This is a genomic window from Burkholderia stagnalis (assembly GCF_902830275.1).
Classification (GTDB): domain Bacteria; phylum Pseudomonadota; class Gammaproteobacteria; order Burkholderiales; family Burkholderiaceae; genus Burkholderia; species Burkholderia stagnalis.
Map to the genome: position 1 here is coordinate 375,285 of NZ_CADESW010000001.1, position 19,616 is coordinate 394,900.

The 19,616-nt window shown below is 64.6% G+C and carries 17 protein-coding genes and 1 tRNA gene; 3 read left to right on the top strand and 15 right to left on the bottom strand.

The features are described 5' to 3' along the window. Window positions 1–75 precede the first annotated feature (75 nt). On the top strand, window positions 76–894 hold the full coding sequence (locus HWY45_RS01635) for an IclR family transcriptional regulator (protein ID WP_059884332.1): 819 nt from the start codon (window positions 76–78) through the stop codon (window positions 892–894). Window positions 895–922: 28 nt separating this feature from the next. Here HWY45_RS01635 and HWY45_RS01640 read toward each other — a convergent pair whose 3' ends face one another. The 5 genes from HWY45_RS01640 to HWY45_RS01660 all read right to left on the bottom strand — a co-directional run bounded on the left by HWY45_RS01640 (window position 923) and on the right by HWY45_RS01660 (window position 6,403). Continuing rightward, window positions 923–1,708 (bottom strand): SDR family oxidoreductase, encoded by a 786-nt coding sequence (locus tag HWY45_RS01640; RefSeq protein WP_059884333.1) that lies wholly within the window; start codon window positions 1,706–1,708, stop codon window positions 923–925. A 34-nt stretch (window positions 1,709–1,742) separates the two neighbouring features. Further along, window positions 1,743–3,569: an acyl-CoA dehydrogenase gene (locus tag HWY45_RS01645; protein WP_059884334.1), complete on the bottom strand. Its 1,827-nt coding sequence runs from the start codon at window positions 3,567–3,569 to the stop codon at window positions 1,743–1,745. 422 nt (window positions 3,570–3,991) lie between these two features. Further along, the gene (locus HWY45_RS01650) at window positions 3,992–4,423 is read right to left on the bottom strand and encodes a PaaI family thioesterase (RefSeq protein ID WP_059884335.1); all 432 of its coding nucleotides are present in this window, start codon (window positions 4,421–4,423) and stop codon (window positions 3,992–3,994) included. 315 nt (window positions 4,424–4,738) lie between these two features. Next, window positions 4,739–6,004 carry an MFS transporter gene (locus tag HWY45_RS01655; RefSeq protein WP_081069877.1) on the bottom strand — a complete coding sequence of 422 codons (1,266 nt, stop codon included), beginning with the start codon at window positions 6,002–6,004 and terminating at the stop codon, window positions 4,739–4,741. Between the two features lie 6 nt (window positions 6,005–6,010). Further along, window positions 6,011–6,403: a RidA family protein gene (locus tag HWY45_RS01660; RefSeq protein WP_059565969.1), complete on the bottom strand. Its 393-nt coding sequence runs from the start codon at window positions 6,401–6,403 to the stop codon at window positions 6,011–6,013. A 115-nt stretch (window positions 6,404–6,518) separates the two neighbouring features. On the opposite strand from HWY45_RS01660, the gene HWY45_RS01665 reads away from it, so the two are divergent. Continuing rightward, window positions 6,519–7,361, top strand: coding sequence for a TrmB family transcriptional regulator (locus HWY45_RS01665; RefSeq protein ID WP_059808658.1), 843 nt, complete (start codon window positions 6,519–6,521; stop codon window positions 7,359–7,361). 93 nt (window positions 7,362–7,454) lie between these two features. Here HWY45_RS01665 and HWY45_RS01670 read toward each other — a convergent pair whose 3' ends face one another. The 9 genes from HWY45_RS01670 to HWY45_RS01710 form a co-directional block, all read right to left on the bottom strand. Beyond that, window positions 7,455–7,769 (bottom strand): H-NS histone family protein, encoded by a 315-nt coding sequence (locus HWY45_RS01670; RefSeq protein ID WP_059565967.1) that lies wholly within the window; start codon window positions 7,767–7,769, stop codon window positions 7,455–7,457. A 64-nt stretch (window positions 7,770–7,833) separates the two neighbouring features. After that, a complete protein-coding gene (locus tag HWY45_RS01675; protein ID WP_059884337.1) occupies window positions 7,834–9,120 on the bottom strand; it encodes an MFS transporter in 1,287 nt (428 codons plus the stop codon). 135 nt (window positions 9,121–9,255) lie between these two features. Further along, on the bottom strand, window positions 9,256–10,158 hold the full coding sequence (locus tag HWY45_RS01680; protein ID WP_059565965.1) for a LysR substrate-binding domain-containing protein: 903 nt from the start codon (window positions 10,156–10,158) through the stop codon (window positions 9,256–9,258). A gap of 586 nt (window positions 10,159–10,744) precedes the next feature. Next, a tRNA-Ile gene (locus HWY45_RS01685) sits at window positions 10,745–10,820 on the bottom strand. Window positions 10,821–10,945: 125 nt separating this feature from the next. After that, on the bottom strand, window positions 10,946–13,357 hold the full coding sequence (gene rpoD / locus HWY45_RS01690; protein ID WP_081067786.1) for an RNA polymerase sigma factor RpoD: 2,412 nt from the start codon (window positions 13,355–13,357) through the stop codon (window positions 10,946–10,948). 88 nt (window positions 13,358–13,445) lie between these two features. After that, window positions 13,446–15,332 (bottom strand): DNA primase, encoded by a 1,887-nt coding sequence (gene dnaG, locus HWY45_RS01695; protein WP_059884339.1) that lies wholly within the window; start codon window positions 15,330–15,332, stop codon window positions 13,446–13,448. 72 nt (window positions 15,333–15,404) lie between these two features. After that, on the bottom strand, window positions 15,405–15,851 hold the full coding sequence (locus HWY45_RS01700; protein ID WP_059884340.1) for a GatB/YqeY domain-containing protein: 447 nt from the start codon (window positions 15,849–15,851) through the stop codon (window positions 15,405–15,407). A 163-nt stretch (window positions 15,852–16,014) separates the two neighbouring features. Further along, complete coding sequence (rpsU, locus tag HWY45_RS01705) at window positions 16,015–16,227, bottom strand: 30S ribosomal protein S21 (RefSeq protein ID WP_006479415.1); 213 nt, start codon at window positions 16,225–16,227, stop codon at window positions 16,015–16,017. A gap of 76 nt (window positions 16,228–16,303) precedes the next feature. Then, window positions 16,304–17,545 (bottom strand): BaiN/RdsA family NAD(P)/FAD-dependent oxidoreductase, encoded by a 1,242-nt coding sequence (locus tag HWY45_RS01710; protein ID WP_375782222.1) that lies wholly within the window; start codon window positions 17,543–17,545, stop codon window positions 16,304–16,306. 94 nt (window positions 17,546–17,639) lie between these two features. Here HWY45_RS01710 and tsaD point away from each other — a divergent pair, with 94 nt between their 5' ends. Continuing rightward, window positions 17,640–18,680, top strand: a complete 1,041-nt coding sequence (gene tsaD, locus HWY45_RS01715; protein ID WP_059565960.1) for a tRNA (adenosine(37)-N6)-threonylcarbamoyltransferase complex transferase subunit TsaD — start codon at window positions 17,640–17,642, stop codon at window positions 18,678–18,680. A gap of 106 nt (window positions 18,681–18,786) precedes the next feature. Here tsaD and folE2 read toward each other — a convergent pair whose 3' ends face one another. Next, complete coding sequence (gene folE2, locus HWY45_RS01720) at window positions 18,787–19,596, bottom strand: GTP cyclohydrolase FolE2 (RefSeq protein WP_059808669.1); 810 nt, start codon at window positions 19,594–19,596, stop codon at window positions 18,787–18,789. Window positions 19,597–19,616: the final 20 nt, after the last annotated feature.

The window sequence follows — 19,616 nt, forward strand, 5'->3', positions numbered from 1 at the left end:
GGACGCTTTCCGGTAGAATCCCCGCAGCCCGCCGCGTGGCATGCGCGGGCTTTCTCCATCCCGCACCGCACGCCCATGGGTAATCCGAAGCGCGACGCCATCACGCTGCTGTCCGTCCCCGACGAAGACCATCCGCAATTCATCACCGCGCTCGCGCGCGGGATGGCGGTGCTGCGCTGCTTCACGCGCGGCGAGCGCTTTCTCGGCAACCAGGACATCGCGCGGCGCACGCACCTGCCGAAGCCGACCGTATCGCGCCTCACGTTCACGCTCACGCAGCTCGGCTACCTGCATTACTCGGCAGAACTGGAAAAGTATTCGCTCGGCATCGGCGTGCTGAATCTCGGGCAGGCGTTCCTGCAAAACAACGAGGTCGTCGACATCGCGCGCCCGTTCCTGCAGGCGTATGCGGAATACACGCAGGCGGCGGCGATGCTCGGCGAGTTCGACGGCAAGCAGATGATCCTGCTCGACGTGTGCCAGGGCGACCCGCTGTTCCAGCTGCGGCTCGAGCCCGGCTCGCGCGTGCCGCACGGCTCGACCGCGCTCGGCCGTGCGCATCTCGCGGCGCTGGCGGCCGCGCTGTTCGAGCGCTATCTGCAGACCACCCGCGCGAGCAGCCCGCCGGACGAATGGCCGGCGCTGGAAGCCGGGATCGTCGCCGCGCGCGAGGACTACGAACGGCTGGGCTTCTGCCTGTCGCTCGGCGACTGGATGCCGGACCTGTTCGCGGTCGGCGTGCCGATGGTGTCGGCCGATCGCTCGCGCATCCTCGCGTTCAACTGCAGCGGCCGCGCGTCGACCGTCACGCGCGCGCGCCTGATCGACGATTTCGGCCCGCGGCTCGTCGCGCTGCGCGACGAAGTGTTCGCGCGCGTCGGCGGCCGCTTCTAGTCGATGCGCGCGCGGCATCGGTGCGGGCTCAGACCGCACTCACGCCGCCGTCCACCGCGAGAATCTGCCCGGTGATGTGCCGGCCCGCCGGCGACGCGAACAGCAGCAACGCGCCGGCGAGATCGCCGTCGGCGCCGAGCCGCTGCAGCGGCGTCTGCGCGACGAGCGTGTCGACACCGATTTCCGCGAGCAGGCCGTTCGCCATCTTCGTCGGAAAGAAACCCGGCGCGAGCGCGTTCACGTTGATCCCGTACTTGCCCCACTCGCCCGCGAGCGCACGCGTGAAGTTCACGACCGCACCCTTGCTGCTGTTGTACGCGATCGTCGTCATCGCGCCGGGCGGGTTGCCGCGCAGCCCCGCGATCGACGCGACGTTGACGATGCGCCCGCCGCCGCGCGGAATCATCGAGCGCTTGCCGATCTGCTGCGTCAGCAGGAACAGGCCGCGCACGTTCAGATCGAACACCTTGTCCCACGCGTCGGCCGGATAGTCCTCGGCCGGCGCGCCCCACGTCGCGCCCGCGTTGTTGACGAGAATGTCGACGTGCCCGAGCTGCGCCAGCGCTTCGTCGACGATCCGCGCGATATCGTCGTCCTGCGCGCCGTTCGCGGCAATCCAGCCGGCGTCGATGCCGAGCTCGGCCAGCGTGCGCTGCGCGTCGCGCAGCTCGTCGGCCTTGCGCGCGGTCACGATCACGCGCGCGCCGGCCTGGCCGAGCGTGCGCGCAAGCTGCAGGCCGAGCCCGCGTGAGCCGCCCGTGACGAGCGCGGTCTTGCCGGTGAGATCGAACAGCTGCTTGATGGCTTCATGCATCTTCAGTTCTCCGGAACAGGTGTGCGGTGCGCACTCAGAACCACGCATCGCGCACATCGAGCGTCGTCGTGTCGACGCTCGCGAGCAGGTCGAGCTGCGCATCCACCTTCGGCAGCTCCCAGCGAAAGAAGTAGCGGGCGGTGGCGCGCTTGCCGGCGTAGAAGTCGCCGCCTTGTCCGTGCGCAGCCAGCATCACGTCGAGCCACAGCCACGCAACGACCAGATGGCCGAACGCCTCCAGATAGACACTCGCGTTCGCGAGCCGCACTTGCGGATCGTCGATCGAGCCCAGCTGGCGCGTGACGTCGCAGAGCCTTGTCCAGCGCCGCGCCAGCGCATCGGCGTGCACACACGCGTCGCCGTCCACGGCCCGTGCGCGCTCGACCGTCGCCGCGACGCGCATATCGAGCGCGCGCAGCGCGGCGCCGTCGTCCTGCACGACCTTGCGGCCCAGCAGGTCGAGCGCCTGGATGCCGTGCGTGCCTTCGTGAATCGGGTTGAGACGGTTGTCGCGATAGAGCCGCTCGACCGCGTAGTCGCGCGTGTAGCCGTAGCCGCCATGCACCTGGATCGCGAGGTCGTTCGCGGCCAGGCACCACTGCGACGGCCAGCTCTTCGCGATCGGCGTCAGGATGTCGAGCAGGCGCCCGGCATCGGCGCGCACGTCCGCGTCGGCATGTGCACGCGCGTCGTCGACGCGCCGCGCGCAGTACAGGATCAGCGCAAGGCCGCCTTCGACATACGCCTTCTGCGCGAGCAGCATCCGGCGCACGTCCGGATGCGCGACGATGGGCGCCTGCGGCGCGGCGGCATCCTTGCCGGCCGGCCCGAGCGGACGCCCTTGCGGCCGGTTGCGCGCATAGTCGAGCGCGTGCAGGTAGCCCGTATAGCCAAGCGCCACCGCACCCGCGCCGACGCCGATGCGCGCCTCGTTCATCATGTGGAACATGTATGCGAGGCCGTGGTTCGGCGTGCCGACCAGATAGCCGATCGCGCCCGCGCGGCCTTCCGGACGGTACCGCGTGCCCTCGCCGAAGTTCAGCAGGCAGTTGGTCGTGCCGCGATAGCCCATCTTGTGGTTCAGTCCCGCGAGCACCACGTCGTTGCGCTCGCCGCGCTTGCCGCCGTCGCCCGGCAGATACTTCGGCACGATGAAGAGCGAGATGCCGCGCGTGCCGGGCAGCAGCCTGCCGTGCTCGTCGGGAATCTTCGCGAGCACGAGATGGACGATGTTCTCCGCCAGTTCGTGTTCGCCGCCGGAGATCCACATCTTGTTGCCGGTGAGCCGGTAGCGCGGGCCGAGCGGCGATTCGCACTCGAAGTCCGCGCGCGTCGTGATGTCGGACAGCGACGACCCGGCCTGCGGTTCGGACAGGCACATCGTGCCGAAATAGCGCCCTTCCAGCTCCGGCCGCGCGAATGCGTCGATCTGCGCGGGGCTGCCGTGCGCGACGAGCAGGTTCGCGTTGGCGACGGTCAGGAACGGATAGGCGGCCGTGGCGATGTTCGCGGCCTGGAAGAACAGGAACGACGCCGCTTCGACGAGCTTCGGCAGCCGCATGCCGCCGAGCGCCTCGTCATGGCCCGCGGCGATCAGGCCCGCGCCGGCGAACGCGCGCACGGCCGGCTCGACTTCGGGAATCAGCGTCACGCGCTCGCCGTCGAAATGCGGTTCCTCGCGATCGCCGCGGGCCGCGTGCGGCGCGAACAGGTCGGCTGCGATCCGCTCGCTGGTGTCGAGCACCGCATCGAAGGTTTCGCGATTGTGCTCCGCATAGCGCGGCAACGACGCAAGCGCTTCGGCATCGAGCCACTCATACAGCAGGAACGCGAGGTCGCGCCGCGACATCAGCAGGCTCATCGCGCGGCCTCCCTGCGTGCGCGAACTGCGGCAGGCCACCGCTCGCATCGCGCGCTACGCGCATCTGCGTCGGCATGCGTGCATTCGATCGATGCATGCTCCATCACGTGCGTCTCCTGTCGGGCGGCGCGATCGCGTGCGACCCGCTAGTTCCGTTTAGCGAAACTTAATGAATGGCAATACGGCCGGAAAAGCTGTCGAAAAATTTAGCACTGTCGTTCGGAAATCGCAATGCTCGATTCGTCGCACAACAATATTTGCGTATTTGCAATAATTTGGCCGATTCCCGTCGGGCTGTGACAAGACGAGCTGGCTACGCGGTGACAAGTTTCGCTTACCGAAACTTTCCCGAGAATGGGTGGAAGGCGCAGTACGAAGGCGAGACTCACGGGCCGGGGCCGTGCGTTGCCCCACCCAATCCGCTAACCGTTGTCGTCAAGCACGAGAAAGACTGCCCCGGCGCTGGCCACGGGCGTAGCGCCGACCTTGATCACGGCGTTGGCAAACGCGAGGCGCCGCTCTGTCTTGACGATGCTGACATGCGCCTCGACCCAGTCGCCCATTTTGGCCGTCCCGACATAATCGATCGTCAGGCTCGCCGTCATCATGCGCAGCGGCGGCGTTTTCGACATGCTGGTGACATAGCCGATCGACACGTCGGCCAAGGCCGCGACCAGCCCGCCGTGAATGGTTCCTGACGCGTTGGCGTGCTTGTCCTGCACACGCAGCCCGACCACGAATCCATCCTCCATCGGCTTGTAGAAGTACGGACCCGTCGCATCGAGAAGCGGGTTCGTGCGGAAGAGCGGCTGGAATCCTTCTGCGCAGCCCGCATCGTCGGGGAGTGAGGTCATACGGCCTCCCGGTCCCGATGCGCAGGCGGGGTGTTGCGAGCCGTCGCCGACATGGCGAGATCACGTGCGAAAGCTTCGTTCCGAGGTGTCATGCGCTGCCCCTCCTGTTGCCGGCCCGTTGGCAGGCTTTGGGTAACCCGAAGGTTACCGCCCCTCACCGAATCACGACGTGAAGTTTCCGCCGGCCAGAAATCCGCCGATCTTTTGGGACGCAGCACGAAATGCGTCCGGGCCGTACTTCATCAGACTGGGTTGATCCGGTGAATGCCCTCTTGCGCACCCCTTCGGGGCAGACCGTTCCAGCGTGAGCTGCGGTCAAAGGCCCTTGCCGTCACTTCCGACCGATTCCGAAAGCTCCGGTATGCCGTCTTTGGATCGCGCTTTCCGGGCCGTAAGATTGCTCATGAGCGTGACGCCGAGACCAACGACGGCAATCACCACGGCCAGCTTGCAAACCGCGCTCCAGCCATGGCGTTCAAGGATCACCGGCCCGACGATCGAACCCACCGCGCCCGCTGCGTAATACGCGAGCATATAGATGCTGTAGATCCGGCTGCGCGAGGCTGCGTCGATCGCCAGGAGCCGCGTCTGGTTCGCGACCTGGGCAGAAAAGCAGCCGATGTCGAACAGCACCACGCCCACCGCGATTCCCGGGATCGAAGACGAAGCCAGCAAGATGATCGCCACGCCGGCGATCACCAGCAGAAACCCTCCGGCGATCACCGGCCTCGCCCCCCGGCGATCGGCCAGCCGGCCGGCCGCGCGCGTCGCAAACAAGCCCAACGCGCCCGCGAATCCGAACATCCCGGCCTGCGCGGCGTTGAGGTCGAGCGGCGGCCCCGCGACGGCGACCACGAGCGTGATCCAGAGCATGCTGAACACGAAGAACCAGCATGCTCCGACGAACATGCCCTCGCGAAGCAACGGATAGCGCCGGACCAATGCCGGCAACGAGCCGAGCAGTTCCCGATAGCGTTCCTTGCTGCGCGTCTGGTCCACCGGCAGCAGTCGATAGGTCAACACCGCAAGAACCAGCGCGATGACGGCGCTCACCACGAGCATCGCGCGCCAGCCAGCACGCTCGGACAGCGCGCCGCCCACGAAGCGGCTCAACAGGATGCCCGCCGACATGCCGGTGCCCACGGTGCCCACCGCCTTGCCTCGCTCGTCCGGCGCAGCGGCTCGAAACGCAACGGTGGCCAGATGAACGGCATTCGTTGCCATCGCACCGATCACGCAGCCCACCAGCGCCAGCGCATACAGCGACGGCGCGAGCGCAGCCAGTCCGAGCGCGACCGTCAGCACCGCGAACTGCAGGAACACCAGCCGTGACGGCGAGACCTTATCCCCGACCGGGACCAGCAGGAGAATGCCGAGCATGTAGCCGATCTGCATGCTGCCCGCCACGAGGCCCGTGGTCGCGAGCGGGGTATGGAATTCCCGTGCTATTTCCGGGAGGGCGGGCTGGAGCGTGTAATTGTTCGCGATGGCAGCGCCGGCGGCCGTCGCGATAAAGGCACTCAACCCGCGCGCAGGCGCTCTGGCGACAGCTCGATCATGTTCCTGCTGCGGTGTCTTCATGACGGGTTACGCGCCGGCGTCGCGCTTCACGGCCGTGAGCTCGATTTCGATCAGGATCTTCGGATCGACGAACGGCGCAACGTGCAGCAGCGTCAGCGCCGGACGGATATCCCCGTAGACCTCTCCGTGCGCACGCCCGGCCTCCTTCCAGTTGGTGATGTCGGTGACATAGAGACGGCTCTGAACGACATCCTGGAAGCTGAATCCGGCATCGGCCAGTACGGTGCCGAGCTTTTGCAGAATGTTCTTCGTCTGCGTATACAGGTCGTCGCCGACGATCGAGCCATCCGGACCGCTCGACGCGGTGGCGGAGATATACAACGTGTTGCCGGCCTGCACTGCCCGCGAATAACCGATCGTCGCTTCCCAGCTCGAGCCGGACGAATACAGCTTATGCATGATGCGTTCTCCGTTAGGGTGAAAGATCTCCGCACACTCAACTACTACAGTAGTTACACACTCAACTACAGCGGTAGTGTAGACGATCCACAGGTCGCATGCTAGTCTTTCGAGCATGACAACGAACATTTCAAGCGACCTGATTCAGGCATTGATACGCGTCGGGTTTTCGCAGTACGAATCGCAGGCCTATTGCGCGCTGCTTCGTCGCTCGCCCGTCAATGGACACGAAGCGGGGAAGCTTTCGGGCGTGCCGCCATCCAAGATCTACGAAACGCTGCAGCGCCTCGAGGCGAAAGGCGCGGTCCTGCTGCATCGTTCGGAACCGGTGCTCTATGCAGCCGTGCCCTATCGCGAGGTGCTTTCCCGCATCCGCTCGACCGTCGACAAGGATCTCGATCTGATCGAGCAGGAATTGACACGCTTGCCGGCAACGCGCGAACCCGGTCTCGTCTGGTCGCTACGCGACAAGGAAGCGATCGTCGAGGCATTCAAAAGCGCGATAGAGAGCGCGCAAACGTCGTTGTTTGCCGCGCTCTGGGACGCCGAATTGCCGCTGCTGAGAAACAGCCTTGAAGCCGCATCCGCGCGGGGGGTGGATGTTCACGTCGCGATCTACGGCGCGGAAACGCTGGACGGGCCGCATTGCTACGACTTGCGGGAGTGTGGCGCGAGTGCGCAAAAGCGGCTGGAGGGGCGCCGCCTCTCCGTCGTCGTGGCCGACGAAAGGAGCGCGGTCACCGCGGAATTCGACTCGATCGCAATCGACGAGGCCGTCATCACGAACAATCCCGTCATCAGCCTGCTGGCTGTCGAGTACGTCAAGGCCGATGTGATGGGGCGCGTCCTGATCAACGCAATGGGCAAGGACGCATTCGAAGCCGCATATCAGAGCCCGGACATGCGCGCGCTGCTCGGGCTGGCGCGCCCTGCCGCGCCATCGAGGCGAGGCGACTGATATCGACGGCGGCAAGCCGGGCGCAGTCGAGCGCCCGGCAACGCGCGCGCCGGACACGTTCGGCGCGTCCGGCCATCGCGCGTCGCGCCGACGCTATGCGGTGATCAGGAACAGGTCGCGGTTCCTGCCCGCGATCCACTGAGGCGGCTTGCCCCGACCGGTCCACGTCACGCCGGTTTCCGGGTTGCGATACTTCGGGGCGACCGGGCCGCGGCGCTTCCTGCGGCCGCCGTTCGGCCTTGCCCGGCCGAAGATGTCTTCCGCGGAAATGCCGTACTGAAGGACGATTTGCCGTATTGCCTGGATCGCATCCGCGGCTTCCCTCTTGCGTGCAATCTCGGCCGCCTCGACAACCGACTTCAATCTGGCCTGGAGCTCTTGAAATGTTTCAGGATTCCGTTCGCTCATTTTTTTATTCCATTCATAGAAATGTCCATCCGGAACGATGCACCGCTCCGGCAACATGGCTGTCTTACTCTTTGTGCGGGGCCCAGCATGCGGTTGCGACAAGACTGAGGAGCGCCGTCCCCATCACATAAAACGCGGGAGCGAGATTGTTCTGCGTTGCCGCGATGGCCCAGGTGAGAATCGCCGCGGAAAATCCGCCGAACGTAATGACGGCCAGGTTGTATGAAATTGAAATCCCTGTCGAGATGATCCGGCGAGGAAACGTCTCGCTCAGTGCCGCGAGGATGGGCCCTTCATAGCTGGCGATGACGAGCCCGAAGACAATCTGGAATAGCAGCAGCGAATGCAGCCCCGGCTGCGTGTTCAGCAGCTCGAACATGGGGTACGCAACCACGATGGCGACGACCAGCGCCCCCAAGAGGAATCGACGACGCCCGTATCGATCGGAGAGGTGACCGAAGATCGGCGTGACGAACAGAACGATCGATGCGCCGACGAGCACGGCGACAAACCCGGTCGAGGCCGGCAAATGCAGCACCTTCGTCGCATAGGTCGGGATATAGAACAGAAGGACATACGAACAAACGGTCCAAAATATCACCAGCCCGAACCCCGTCAGCGTCTTTCCCTTCCAACGACGCGCAATCTCGAGCACCGGCGTGCGCTCCCGGATGTGCGCATTTTCCTCCGCGGATCCATGCACCTGGTTACGGATATAGATGCCGAGCGGCCCCAGGCACAAACCGATCAGGAACGGAATGCGCCACCCCCATGACTCGACTTGATCCGGGCTGAGATACTTGACGAGCACCACCGCAAGAATCGACGCAAGAATAATCGCAAAGCCGATACTCGCCTGAATCCAGCTGGTGTAATAGCCCACCCGCTCGGCAGGCACGTTGTCCCTGAGGAATCCGGTGGCGCCGCCCATCTCGCCGCCGGCAGAAAACCCTTGCAGCAGGCGCGCGCACACGATCATCAAAGGCGCGAAAATGCCGGCATCCTTGTAGGTCGGCGCAAAAGCAATCAGGCCCGTACCGACAGTCATCAACGTGATCGTGATGACCAGGGTGGCACGGCGCCCGAATTTGTCCGCCATCCCTCCCAGGACAATGCCGCCCACCGGCCGCATGAAGAACCCGACGCCGATCGTGGAAACGGACAACAGCAGGGACAGGTTGTCATCCGATGCAGGAAAGAACAGCTTGGCAATAATTACGGAAAAGAAGCCATACGAAATAAAATCGAACCACTCGAATCCATTCCCGATGATTACGGCAATGACCGCCTTTGCCCGCCCTTGCGTGGCAAAGTCCCGATTACTTTCCGCCGCATCAACAATGCTGCTCATATTATTTTACCCTCGGATTTTAATGTTCTGGCGCCATTGGCAATGATCGCTGCCGCAGCCAATGGTACGGGTTTTTCCCGATGATTTACTCTGAATTTTTTTCCAGCAAGGCTGACTTCCTGGAATGCACGATTTTCATCGCTGCCGCATCCGCTGCAGCAACCACTCCCGGAATCGCGCCACGGCTGCCGTATCGCGCCGATCCTCGGGCCAGACCAGCTGGTACGCGCCGCCGAAGCTTGCGCTTGCATCCGACGCAGGCACGAGATCGGCGCTTTCAACCAGCGGCGTGATCATCTGGTTCCATCCGAGGAGGACGCCATGGCCTCGCAGCGCAAGCTGCAGCAATACGGGATAGCTATTGGCCGTGATCGTACGCGTCGGCTTGTATGCGATCTCGCCGTCGCACAAATGAAACCAGTCGCGCCAACTCATCCATTGACGCTGCTGCTCCTCCGCGACCAGCAATGTCGCGCTCATCAATTCGAGCGGCAACACGCGCCGCCCTCCCAGATAATCCGGCGAGCAATAGGCCCGCACCTCTTCCTCGATGATGCGGATGCCGCTCATGCCAGGAGGGGGAACATCGCGGATGTAATAAACGCCGATATCGAATTCCGCGGGATTCAGATTGAAAACGCCTTCCCGAACCAGGATCCGGATCGCCACATTGGGATACTCGCGGCTGAAATCGGCGATGACAGCCGTCAAGAACATGCCGGCCGTGCCGGACGCGCACGCAATCGTGATGCTGTGGGGCGTCGGCTCCTTCATGACGAGCGCCGTGGCCTCGGCGCAGCCGACGAGCATGTCGTGAATCCGGTCGGCATAGGTTTGCCCGGCGCGCGTCAGATGAAGCGTCTTTGCGTCACGCACGAACAGCTGCATGCCGAGGAAGCTCTCCAGCTTGACCACCTGCTTGCTCACCGCGCCTTGCGTCACGTTCAGCTCCTCGGCCGCGCGCGTGAAGTTGCCATGCCGTGCGGCTGCATCGAAGAACACAAGGCATTGCAGGGGCGGAATCGGATGAATTTTCATACGCGTTCGATATGACGTGTATTTACCGACGTGCGATCCAAAGTGCATGCAAACACTCGATCGCACATCTTTCAATGTTCGGAAAAGTCGTTCAAACGATGATTTCTTCGAAATAGCTTTCAGTTATCGTCAACGGATAACATGTCGGCTCCATCCGAACCCGATATGCTGCCATGAATCAAACAACCGGGTTATGAGCCGCTTGGCGACATGCGGCGCGCTCGCGGGAAGTCAATTCATGAATAACAGACCATTTACGAGCAGGCGCATCAATTAATATGAATAGTTACGTCTGAATTTTAATAATATTAAATTATCACGATGCCGAAAGGCGGCGATGCTCCGCCATCTATTCCCATGCGCTCAAATTCACTGAATTATCGTAGCCTTTGTTACCTTTCGAGCGCATCTCACTTCGAGCTTATGTGCGACCGGAGCATATCCGAGGACCGCATCATCCTTCTTGACACTCACCTCTAAAAATATCGGCCGAGCGCAATTCTTTCCATTCGGAAAGAAAAAAACCCACGAAGCCTTTCGGCATCATGGGTTTCTTGATTTTCCGGAACAAGCCGGAAATGGAGTCTGGTGGGCCCGGCGGGGTTCGAACCCGCGACCAATCGATTATGAGTCGACTGCTCTAACCGCTGAGCTACAGGCCCTGAAGAAGTGAGACGTGCTGCACGCCACCCGGGCGGAGACGCCGGGCCGGCATTGTATCAATAAAAGGGACAAACGCCACCGGTACCGTATCGATACCGGCGGCGTTCAGAGAGAACGCTGGAGATCAGTTCCCTTCGAGGAACGACTTCAGCTTGTCGGAACGGCTCGGGTGACGCAGCTTGCGCAGCGCCTTCGCCTCGATCTGACGGATCCGCTCACGGGTGACGTCGAACTGCTTGCCGACTTCCTCGAGCGTGTGATCGGTGCTCATCTCGATACCGAAACGCATCCGCAGCACCTTCGCCTCGCGCGGCGTCAGCGAATCGAGGACGTCCTTCACGACATCGCGCATGCTCGCGTGCAGCGCGGCATCGGCCGGCGCGACCGTGTTGTTGTCCTCGATGAAGTCGCCGAGATGGGAATCGTCGTCGTCACCGATCGGCGTTTCCATCGAGATCGGCTCCTTCGCGATCTTCATGATCTTGCGGATCTTGTCTTCCGGCATTTCCATCTTCTCGGCGAGCGTTGCCGGATCCGGCTCGAGACCGGTTTCCTGCAGGATCTGCCGCGAGATGCGGTTCATCTTGTTGATCGTCTCGATCATGTGAACCGGAATCCGGATCGTGCGCGCCTGGTCCGCGATCGAGCGCGTGATGGCCTGACGGATCCACCACGTCGCATACGTCGAGAACTTGTAGCCGCGACGGTATTCGAACTTGTCCACCGCCTTCATCAGGCCGATGTTGCCTTCCTGGATCAGGTCGAGGAACTGCAGGCCACGGTTCGTGTACTTCTTCGCGATCGAGATCACGAGACGCAGGTTCGCCTCGGTCATCTCACGCTTCGCCTGGCGCGCCTTCAGTTCGCCGGCCGCCATCTGGCGGTTGGTTTCCTTCAGGTCCTTCAGCGGCAGCACGACGCGCGCCTGCAGGTCGAGCAGGCGCTGCTGCTGTTCGCGGATCGCCGGGATGTTGCGCGACAGGACCGCGCTGTACGCATGCCCTTCCGCCGTGACCTTCTCGGCCCAGTCGAGATCCGTCTCGCTGCCCGGGAAGCGCGCGATGAACTCCGAACGCGGCATGCCGCACTTGTCGACGACGATGTGCAGGATCTGGCGCTCGACCTGGCGCACCTCGTCCACCTGCGCACGCAGCGTGTCGCACAGGCGCTCGACGGTACGCGCGGTGAAGCGGATCGTCATCAGCTCGGTCTGGATCGTTTCCTGCGCCTTCAGGTAGGCCTTCGACTTGTAGCCTTCCTTCTCGAACGCACGGCGCATCTTGTCGAACCATTCGCTGATCAGCGCGAACTTCTCGAGCGATGCGCGCTTGAGCGCCTCGAGCTGGGCGGCGTTGGCCGACGCCTGCGCGGCGCCGTCGTCGTCGTCCTCTTCTTCCTCTTCCTCGCCCTCGTCGGCTTCCTCGTCCTCGTTCTCGATTTCTTCGGCAGCCTTCGCGGAGAAGCCATCGGTGTCGGTATCCGACGCATTCGGATCGAGCAGGCCGTCGACCAGCTCGTCGACGCGGCTTTCCTCGTTCGCGACGCGCTCGGCCATCGCGAGGATGTCGGCGATCGTCGTCGGGCACGCGGAAATCGCCATCACCATGTGGCGCAGGCCGTCCTCGATCCGCTTCGCGATCTCGATTTCGCCTTCGCGCGTGAGCAGCTCGACCGTGCCCATCTCGCGCATGTACATCCGGACCGGATCGGTCGTACGGCCGAACTCCGAATCGACGGTGGACAGCGCAACTTCCGCTTCCTCCTCGACTTCGTCGTCCGACGAAGCCGCCGGCGCATTGTCGTTCAGAAGCAGCGTTTCCGCGTCCGGTGCCTGCTCATAAACCGCCACGCCCATGTCGTTGAACGTGCCGATGATGCCTTCGAGCGCTTCCGTCTCGGTGAAGTTGTCCGGCAGATGGTCGTTGATTTCGGCATACGTCAGGAAGCCGCGCTCCTTGCCGAGCTTGATCAGTGCGCGCAGCTTCACGCGGCGCTCTTCGAGCTCCTCGGCCGTGCCGGGCGTGCTCGTCGCGAACGCTTCCTTCAGCAGCGCCTTCTCCTTGGCGCGGCGATCGCGCACCTTGGCCTTGCCCGTCGCTGCCGCAGCAGGCTGCTCGTCGCTCTGATTTGCGTCGTCATCGACGGATACTTCGTTCAGCTTTTTCGTCATGGAGTTCGCCGTACCGGCTAAATCGACTCGCGGCTGCTGGACGACAGCCGGTTGAACCGTGGGTGCATGAGTAGTACGTACTGCCGCTTCGTCCGCCGCGGCAGCCGTGTCCCTTGCGCTTTTCGCACTGACCCGCTTCGCCGCCGGCTTGGCCGGCCCGGAGGCGGATCTGGCGGCAGCCCGTGTTCTGGCTGCCTCCACCGGCGCAGCGTGAGCGGCGCCGGCCGCGGTTCTTTTTCCTGCAGCTGCCGACGTGGCGGAAGACACCGTCCTGGCGGAAGAAGCAGATTTGGCCGCTGTGACCTTCGTGGTCGGCTCCGTCGAGCCCTTGCCTGCTGCTTTCTTTCCGCCTGTCGTCTTTGCCATTGCGAATCTCGCCTCTGCTTAGAAAACAAACCGCTGGAAACCTTATATTATAGCACGCTGAGGTACCCTCTCCTGGCGCCCCGGCCGCTCACAGCCCGAGCCGACGCTTCATGTCGGCCCGCTGCTGGTTCAATTCCGTCAATTCAGCCAATTCCTCGGGTGTGAAACCGGATTGCCGCGAAAGCCTGTCGAGGCGCTCGCAACATGCGTCGTAACGCATCTTGAGCACCGCCGCCTGAAGCTCCTCCCCTGCAATCCGTTCCTGCTCGCGCTGCCGCTCGAGCACCGTCTCGTCGTCCGGATTCTGTAACAGCAGATCGCGGACGTTTTCATCATAGTCCAGAATTTCACGGAAGATTTCCTCGTAAGTCGCTGCATTCGAGGACATCCTCAACACATCTGACAACAATCTGAACTCCGCGCCGTCGCCCAGCGCGCGCGCATGATCGACGACTTCGCCGAACAGCTCGCCGATGCGCGGCAGCGACCGCAGCGTCGCGATCTGCTCGTCGTCGAGCAGCGACGCGACGCGCGGATGCATCACGAGGTTGCGCAACGCGCGCTTCTCGTTGTCCGTCACGCGGCGCCTGTCGCTGCGCGCCGGCGCCTGGCGCGGCGGCGCCTCGATTCGCGTATCGACGTCGGACAGCCCTGCGACCTCGTCGAACGGGATGTCGAGCCGATCCGCGATCATGTGCATGATCTGCGCGCGCAACGCGTTCGCGGGCAGCGCCTGCAACAGCGGTTTCGCATCAAACAGCGCCTTCGCCCGGCCTTCCGGCTGATCGAGCGCCTTGCCGGCGATCGCCTCGTTCAGCAGGAACTGCGACAGCGGCATCGCCCGCTCGACCTGCGCGGAAAACGCGTCCGCGCCGAATTCGCGCACGTAGCTGTCCGGATCGTGCTCGGTCGGCAGAAAAAGGAACCGGATCGTCCGGTTGTCCGCCGCGTGCGGCAGGCACGCCTCGAGCGCCCGCCGCGCCGCACGTCGCCCGGCCGCGTCGCCGTCGAAGCTGAAGACGACCGTGTCGGTCTGCCGCATCAGCTTCTGCACGTGAATCGGCGTGCACGCGGTGCCGAGCGTCGCCACCGCGTTCGGGAAGCCGAGCTGCGCGAGCGCGACCACGTCCATGTAGCCTTCGACGACGAGCACGTACTTGCGCTCGCGAATCGCGAGCCGCGCCTCGAACAGCCCGTACAGCTCGCTGCCCTTGTTAAATAGCGGCGTTTCCGGCGAATTCAAATACTTCGGCTCGCCGCTGCCGAGCACGCGGCCGCCGAAGCCGATCACCTGCCCCTTCACGTTGCGGATCGGGAACATGATCCGCTCGCGGAAGCGGTCGTAGCGCCGCGCGACGCCCTGCGCGTCGGTCTTCTCGCTGACGATCACGAGCCCGGACTCGACGAGCGCGTCGTCGCGATAGTCAGGGAACGCGGCCTCGAGGTTCTGCCAGCCATCCGGCGCATAGCCGAGGCCGAAACGGGCCGCGATCTCGCCGGTCAGGCCCCGCTTCTTCAGATACTGGATGGCGGTCGGCGCGCCGCGCAGTTGCTTGCGGTAGTAATCGCATGCGGCGGACATCGCGTCGGACAGCGCCGTCGCCACCGATTTCGAGACGGACGGCTGCGCCGGATAGTCGCCGCCGCCACCACCGCCGCCGCCGCCGCCGCGCATCGGCGACGGCTCGTGCGGCACGGTCAGGCCGACCGATTGCGCAAGCTCCTGCACGGCTTCCGGGAACGTCAGCCCCGCATGCTCCATCAGGAAGCCGATCGCCGTGCCGTGCGCGCCGCAGCCGAAGCAGTGATAGAACTGCTTGGTCGGGCTGACGGTGAACGACGGGCTTTTCTCGTTATGGAACGGGCACAGCCCCATGAAGTTCGCGCCGCCCTTCTTGAGCTGCACGTACCGGCCCACCACGTCGACGATGTCGACGCGGTTCAGCAAATCCTGCAGGAACGAATGCGGAATCACCGTGGGATCAAACGGAAAAAAGACATGCGATGGCCCGGTGTGTGCGATCGGCACGCACCGGGCGCGGAGGTTTTACTTCGAGAGCGCAGCCTTGACGAGCGCGGAAACGGCGGTCATGTCGGCGCGGCCGGCGAGCTTGCCCTTCAGCACGCCCATCACCTTGCCCATGTCCTGCGGGCCGGCTGCGCCGACTTGCGCAACCGCGGCCTGCACTTCGGCGGCCACCTCGGCCTCCGATAGTTGCGCAGGCATGTAACCGCTCAGCACCGCCAGCTCGGCCTGCTCCTTCGCGACGAGGTCGTCGCGACCCGCGGCCTGGAACTGGCTGATCGAATCCTTGCGCTGCTTGATCATCTTGTCGATCACGGCCGTGACGGCGGCATCGTCGAGCGTGATCTGCTCGTCGACCTCACGCTGCTTGATCGCGGCCAGCAGCAGGCGAATCGTCGCAAGGCGCTCGGCTTCCTTCGCGCGCATCGCAGCCTTCATGTCTTCGCTGATCTGCTCTTTCAAACTCATCTTTCACCCGGAAATGGAAACGTGAAACCGACGCCCGCCAGTGGGCGTCAACACAAAAACCCGCTTGGGACACTGTCTCAAGCGGGTTGCTCGAATCCGGCATCGGCGACTCGCGACGGAGCCGCCGGTGCGCCGCTCAGCGAACCGCGCGGCGCTCAATCGTTCAGTACAGCTTTTTCGGCAGCGTCTGGCTGCGGATACGCTTGTAGTGACGCTTCACTGCAGCGGCCTTCTTGCGCTTGCGCTCGGCCGTCGGCTTCTCGTAGAACTCTCGCGCACGAAGTTCGGTCAGCAGACCGTTCTTCTCGATCGTGCGCTTGAAGCGACGCATCGCAACTTCGAACGGCTCGTTTTCTTTAACGCGAATGATCGTCATGACCCGACACGCAAAAAAGTTGGCAGGGAAAGATTACTGAGTATAGCAGAGCCTTTGCACAAAGGGCACTACCGCGTCAAGCGCCGCGTGCAAACTCCGCGGCCGCCTGCCCGGCCGCCACGCCGGACGCCCACGCCCACTGGAAGTTGTAGCCGCCCAGCCAGCCGGTCACGTCCATCGCCTCGCCGACGAAGAACAGGCCCGGCACGCGCGCACTCATCATCGTCGCCGACGACAGCTCTCGGGTATCCACGCCGCCGCGCGTGACTTCCGCCTTCTTGTAGCCCTCGGTGCCATTCGGCGTCAGCGTCCAGCCGGCCAGCGCCTCGCCGACCTGGCGCAGCGCCTTGTCCGGCAGATCGGCCAGCCGCGCGTCGGCGGCCACGCGATGCGTGTCGAGCCAGACGTGGGCCAGCCGCGACGGCACCCACTCCGCGAGCAGCGAGCCGACCTGGCGCTTCGACTCACGCTTGGCCTCGAGCAGGTCGGCCACCGCGTCGCGCTGCGGCAGCAGGTCGACGCGAATCGGCTCGCCGGGCTGCCAGTAGCTCGAAATCTGCAGGATACCGGGCCCCGACAGCCCACGGTGCGTGAGCAGCAGATCCTCGACGAATTCGCCGCCGCGCTTCTTGTCGCCGGTCGACACGCGCACCTCGAGCGACACGCCGGACAGCGCCGCGAACGGCGCCCAGTCATGCGGCGCGAACGTAAGCGGCACGAGCGCGGGCCGCGTATCGACGAGCTTGTGGCCGAACTGCTTCGCGAGCCGGTAGCCGAAGTCGGTCGCGCCGATCTTCGGGATCGACAGGCCGCCGGTGGCGACGATCAGCGCGCGCGCGGCAATCTGGCCCGCCTGCGTATCGAGCGTGAAGCCGTCGGCCGGCGCGTGGCGCACCGCGTCGACGACGACCGGCCGGCGCCATGCGATGCCGCCCGCGTCGCACTCGTCCTTCAGCATGTCGATGACCGCGTCGCTGCCGTGGTCGCAGAACAGCTGGCCCTTGTGCTTTTCGTGCCAGGTCACGCGATGGCGCTTGAGGAGCGCGAGAAAGTCGCGCGGCGTATAGCGCGCGAGCGCCGAGCGGGCAAAATGCGGGTTGGCCGACAAGTAGTTGTCCGGGCCGGCGTACAGGTTCGTGAAGTTGCAGCGGCCGCCGCCCGAGATGCGGATCTTCTCGGCGAGGCGCGGCGCGTGGTCGACCAGCACGACCCGGCGGCCGAGCTGGCCGGCGACCGCCGCGCTCATCATGCCGGCGGCCCCCGCGCCGATCACGGCGATGTCATAGGTTTCCATGGCGCGGATTGTACCGCCCCGCACCGCCGCCAGCGGCCGGAAGCGCGTGCCTGCTATACTTTTCGGTTACGTTGACATTCCGGGGCAGCCCGCAACGCGGCACGCCCCGCCCCACACCATGCTCGTTCTCGGCATCGAAAGCTCCTGTGACGAAACCGGCCTCGCGCTCTACGACACGCAGCGCGGGCTGCTCGCGCACGCGCTCCACTCGCAGATCGCCATGCACCGCGACTACGGCGGCGTCGTGCCCGAGCTCGCGTCGCGCGACCACATCCGCCGCGCGCTGCCGCTGCTCGAGGAAGTGATCGCACAGAGCGGCGCGCGGCGCGAGGATATCGACGCCATCGCGTTCACGCAGGGCCCGGGGCTCGCCGGCGCGCTGCTCGTCGGCGCGAGCATCGCGAACGCGCTCGCGCTTGCCTGGAACAAGCCGACCGTCGGCATCCACCACCTCGAGGGCCACCTGCTGTCGCCGCTGCTCGTCGCGGAACCGCCGCCGTTCCCGTTCGTCGCGCTACTCGTGTCGGGCGGCCATACGCAGCTGATGCGCGTGACCGACGTCGGCGTGTACGAGACGCTCGGCGAAACGCTCGACGACGCGGCCGGCGAAGCGTTCGACAAGACCGCGAAGCTGATCGGCCTCGGCTACCCGGGCGGCCCGGAAGTGTCGAAGCTCGCGGAAACCGGCACGCCGGGCGCCGTCGTGCTGCCGCGCCCGATGCTGCACTCTGGCGATCTCGACTTCAGCTTCAGCGGCCTGAAGACGGCCGTGCTGACGCAGATGAAGAAATTCGAGGCGGCGAAGCTGTCGGGCGACGCACTCGAACGCGCGAAGGCCGACCTCGCACGCGGCTTCGTCGACGCGGCCGTCGACGTGCTCGTCGCGAAGTCGCTCGCGGCGCTGAAGAAGACCCGGCTCAAGCGCCTCGTGGTCGCGGGCGGCGTCGGCGCAAACCGCCAGCTGCGCGCCGCGCTTTCGGCCGCCGCGGCCAAGCGCGGCTTCGACGTGCACTACCCCGACCTCGCGCTCTGCACCGACAACGGCGCAATGATCGCGCTCGCGGGCGCATTGCGGCTCGCGCGCTGGCCCGAACAGGCGAACGCCGACTACGCGTTCACCGTGAAGCCGCGCTGGGATCTCGCGTCGCTCGCGCGCTGAGCCGGGCCGAACACCGCGCCGCGCATCGCGCGCGCCGCATGCAAGTCGCCAGCAAACAAAAGGCCGCTCGAGCGGCCTTTTTGCTGATACGAGGACGTGCGCTGCGTTACGCGGCGTGCCGCTTGTCGCGCTCGATCAGCGCATACGCGCTGTGATTGTGGATCGACTCGAAGTTCTCGGCCTCGAGCACGTAGGCCACGATGCGCTCGTCGCGATCGAGCCGCTGAGCAACGTCGCGCACCAGATCCTCGACGAACTTCGGATTCTCGTATGCGCGCTCGGTAACGAATTTCTCGTCCGGGCGCTTCAGCAGGCCCCACAGCTCGCAGGACGCCTCTTCCTCGGCCATCCGGATCAGCGCCTCGACCGGCACGTCCGCCGCCAGTTCGGCATCGATCGTCACGTGCGAGCGCTGGTTGTGCGCACCGTACTGCGAGATCTTCTTCGAGCACGGGCACAGGCTCGTGACCGGCACCAGCACCTTCATGAACAGGCGCGTCGCACCGCCGCGGGTGTCGCCCGCGAGCGTTACTTCGTAGTCCAGCAGACTCTGCACGCCCGACACGGGCGCCGTCTTGTTCACGAAATACGGGAACGTGACCTCGATGCGGCCCGCCTCGGCCTCGAGCTTCTCGAGCATCGCCGCGAGCATCGCGCGGAACCGCTCGGTCGTCAGCGGCGCGCGGTGCTCTTCGAGCAGCGCGACGAAACGCGACATGTGCGTGCCCTTCTGGTCGGCCGGCAGATGGACGTCGAGGTTCCAGACACCGACCGTCGGCTGCACGTCGCCGCTTTCGGTGCGCACCGTCAACGGATGCCGGACCGCCTTCACGCCCACGCGCTGAATCGGAATCTGACGAGTATCCACCGTGCTCTGCACGTCGGGCATCACGAAGGCGGGATTCATCTGGTTCATCTTGTTCAATCCTTGTAAGC

Coding starts and splice junctions, on each gene's coding strand:
- HWY45_RS01645 (WP_059884334.1), bottom strand. CDS start 3,569: ATGAGCCTGCTGATGTCGCGGCGCGACCTCGCGTTCCTGCTGTATGAG.
- tsaD (WP_059565960.1), top strand. CDS start 17,640: ATGCTCGTTCTCGGCATCGAAAGCTCCTGTGACGAAACCGGCCTCGCG.
- rpsU (WP_006479415.1), bottom strand. CDS start 16,227: ATGACGATCATTCGCGTTAAAGAAAACGAGCCGTTCGAAGTTGCGATG.
- folE2 (WP_059808669.1), bottom strand. CDS start 19,596: ATGAACCAGATGAATCCCGCCTTCGTGATGCCCGACGTGCAGAGCACG.
- HWY45_RS01700 (WP_059884340.1), bottom strand. CDS start 15,851: ATGAGTTTGAAAGAGCAGATCAGCGAAGACATGAAGGCTGCGATGCGC.
- HWY45_RS01670 (WP_059565967.1), bottom strand. CDS start 7,769: ATGAGCGAACGGAATCCTGAAACATTTCAAGAGCTCCAGGCCAGATTG.
- HWY45_RS01640 (WP_059884333.1), bottom strand. CDS start 1,708: ATGCATGAAGCCATCAAGCAGCTGTTCGATCTCACCGGCAAGACCGCG.
- HWY45_RS01675 (WP_059884337.1), bottom strand. CDS start 9,120: ATGAGCAGCATTGTTGATGCGGCGGAAAGTAATCGGGACTTTGCCACG.
- HWY45_RS01660 (WP_059565969.1), bottom strand. CDS start 6,403: ATGCATAAGCTGTATTCGTCCGGCTCGAGCTGGGAAGCGACGATCGGT.
- HWY45_RS01680 (WP_059565965.1), bottom strand. CDS start 10,158: ATGAAAATTCATCCGATTCCGCCCCTGCAATGCCTTGTGTTCTTCGAT.
- HWY45_RS01650 (WP_059884335.1), bottom strand. CDS start 4,423: ATGACCTCACTCCCCGACGATGCGGGCTGCGCAGAAGGATTCCAGCCG.
- HWY45_RS01665 (WP_059808658.1), top strand. CDS start 6,519: ATGACAACGAACATTTCAAGCGACCTGATTCAGGCATTGATACGCGTC.
- HWY45_RS01655 (WP_081069877.1), bottom strand. CDS start 6,004: ATGAAGACACCGCAGCAGGAACATGATCGAGCTGTCGCCAGAGCGCCT.
- HWY45_RS01635 (WP_059884332.1), top strand. CDS start 76: ATGGGTAATCCGAAGCGCGACGCCATCACGCTGCTGTCCGTCCCCGAC.
- rpoD (WP_081067786.1), bottom strand. CDS start 13,357: ATGGCAAAGACGACAGGCGGAAAGAAAGCAGCAGGCAAGGGCTCGACG.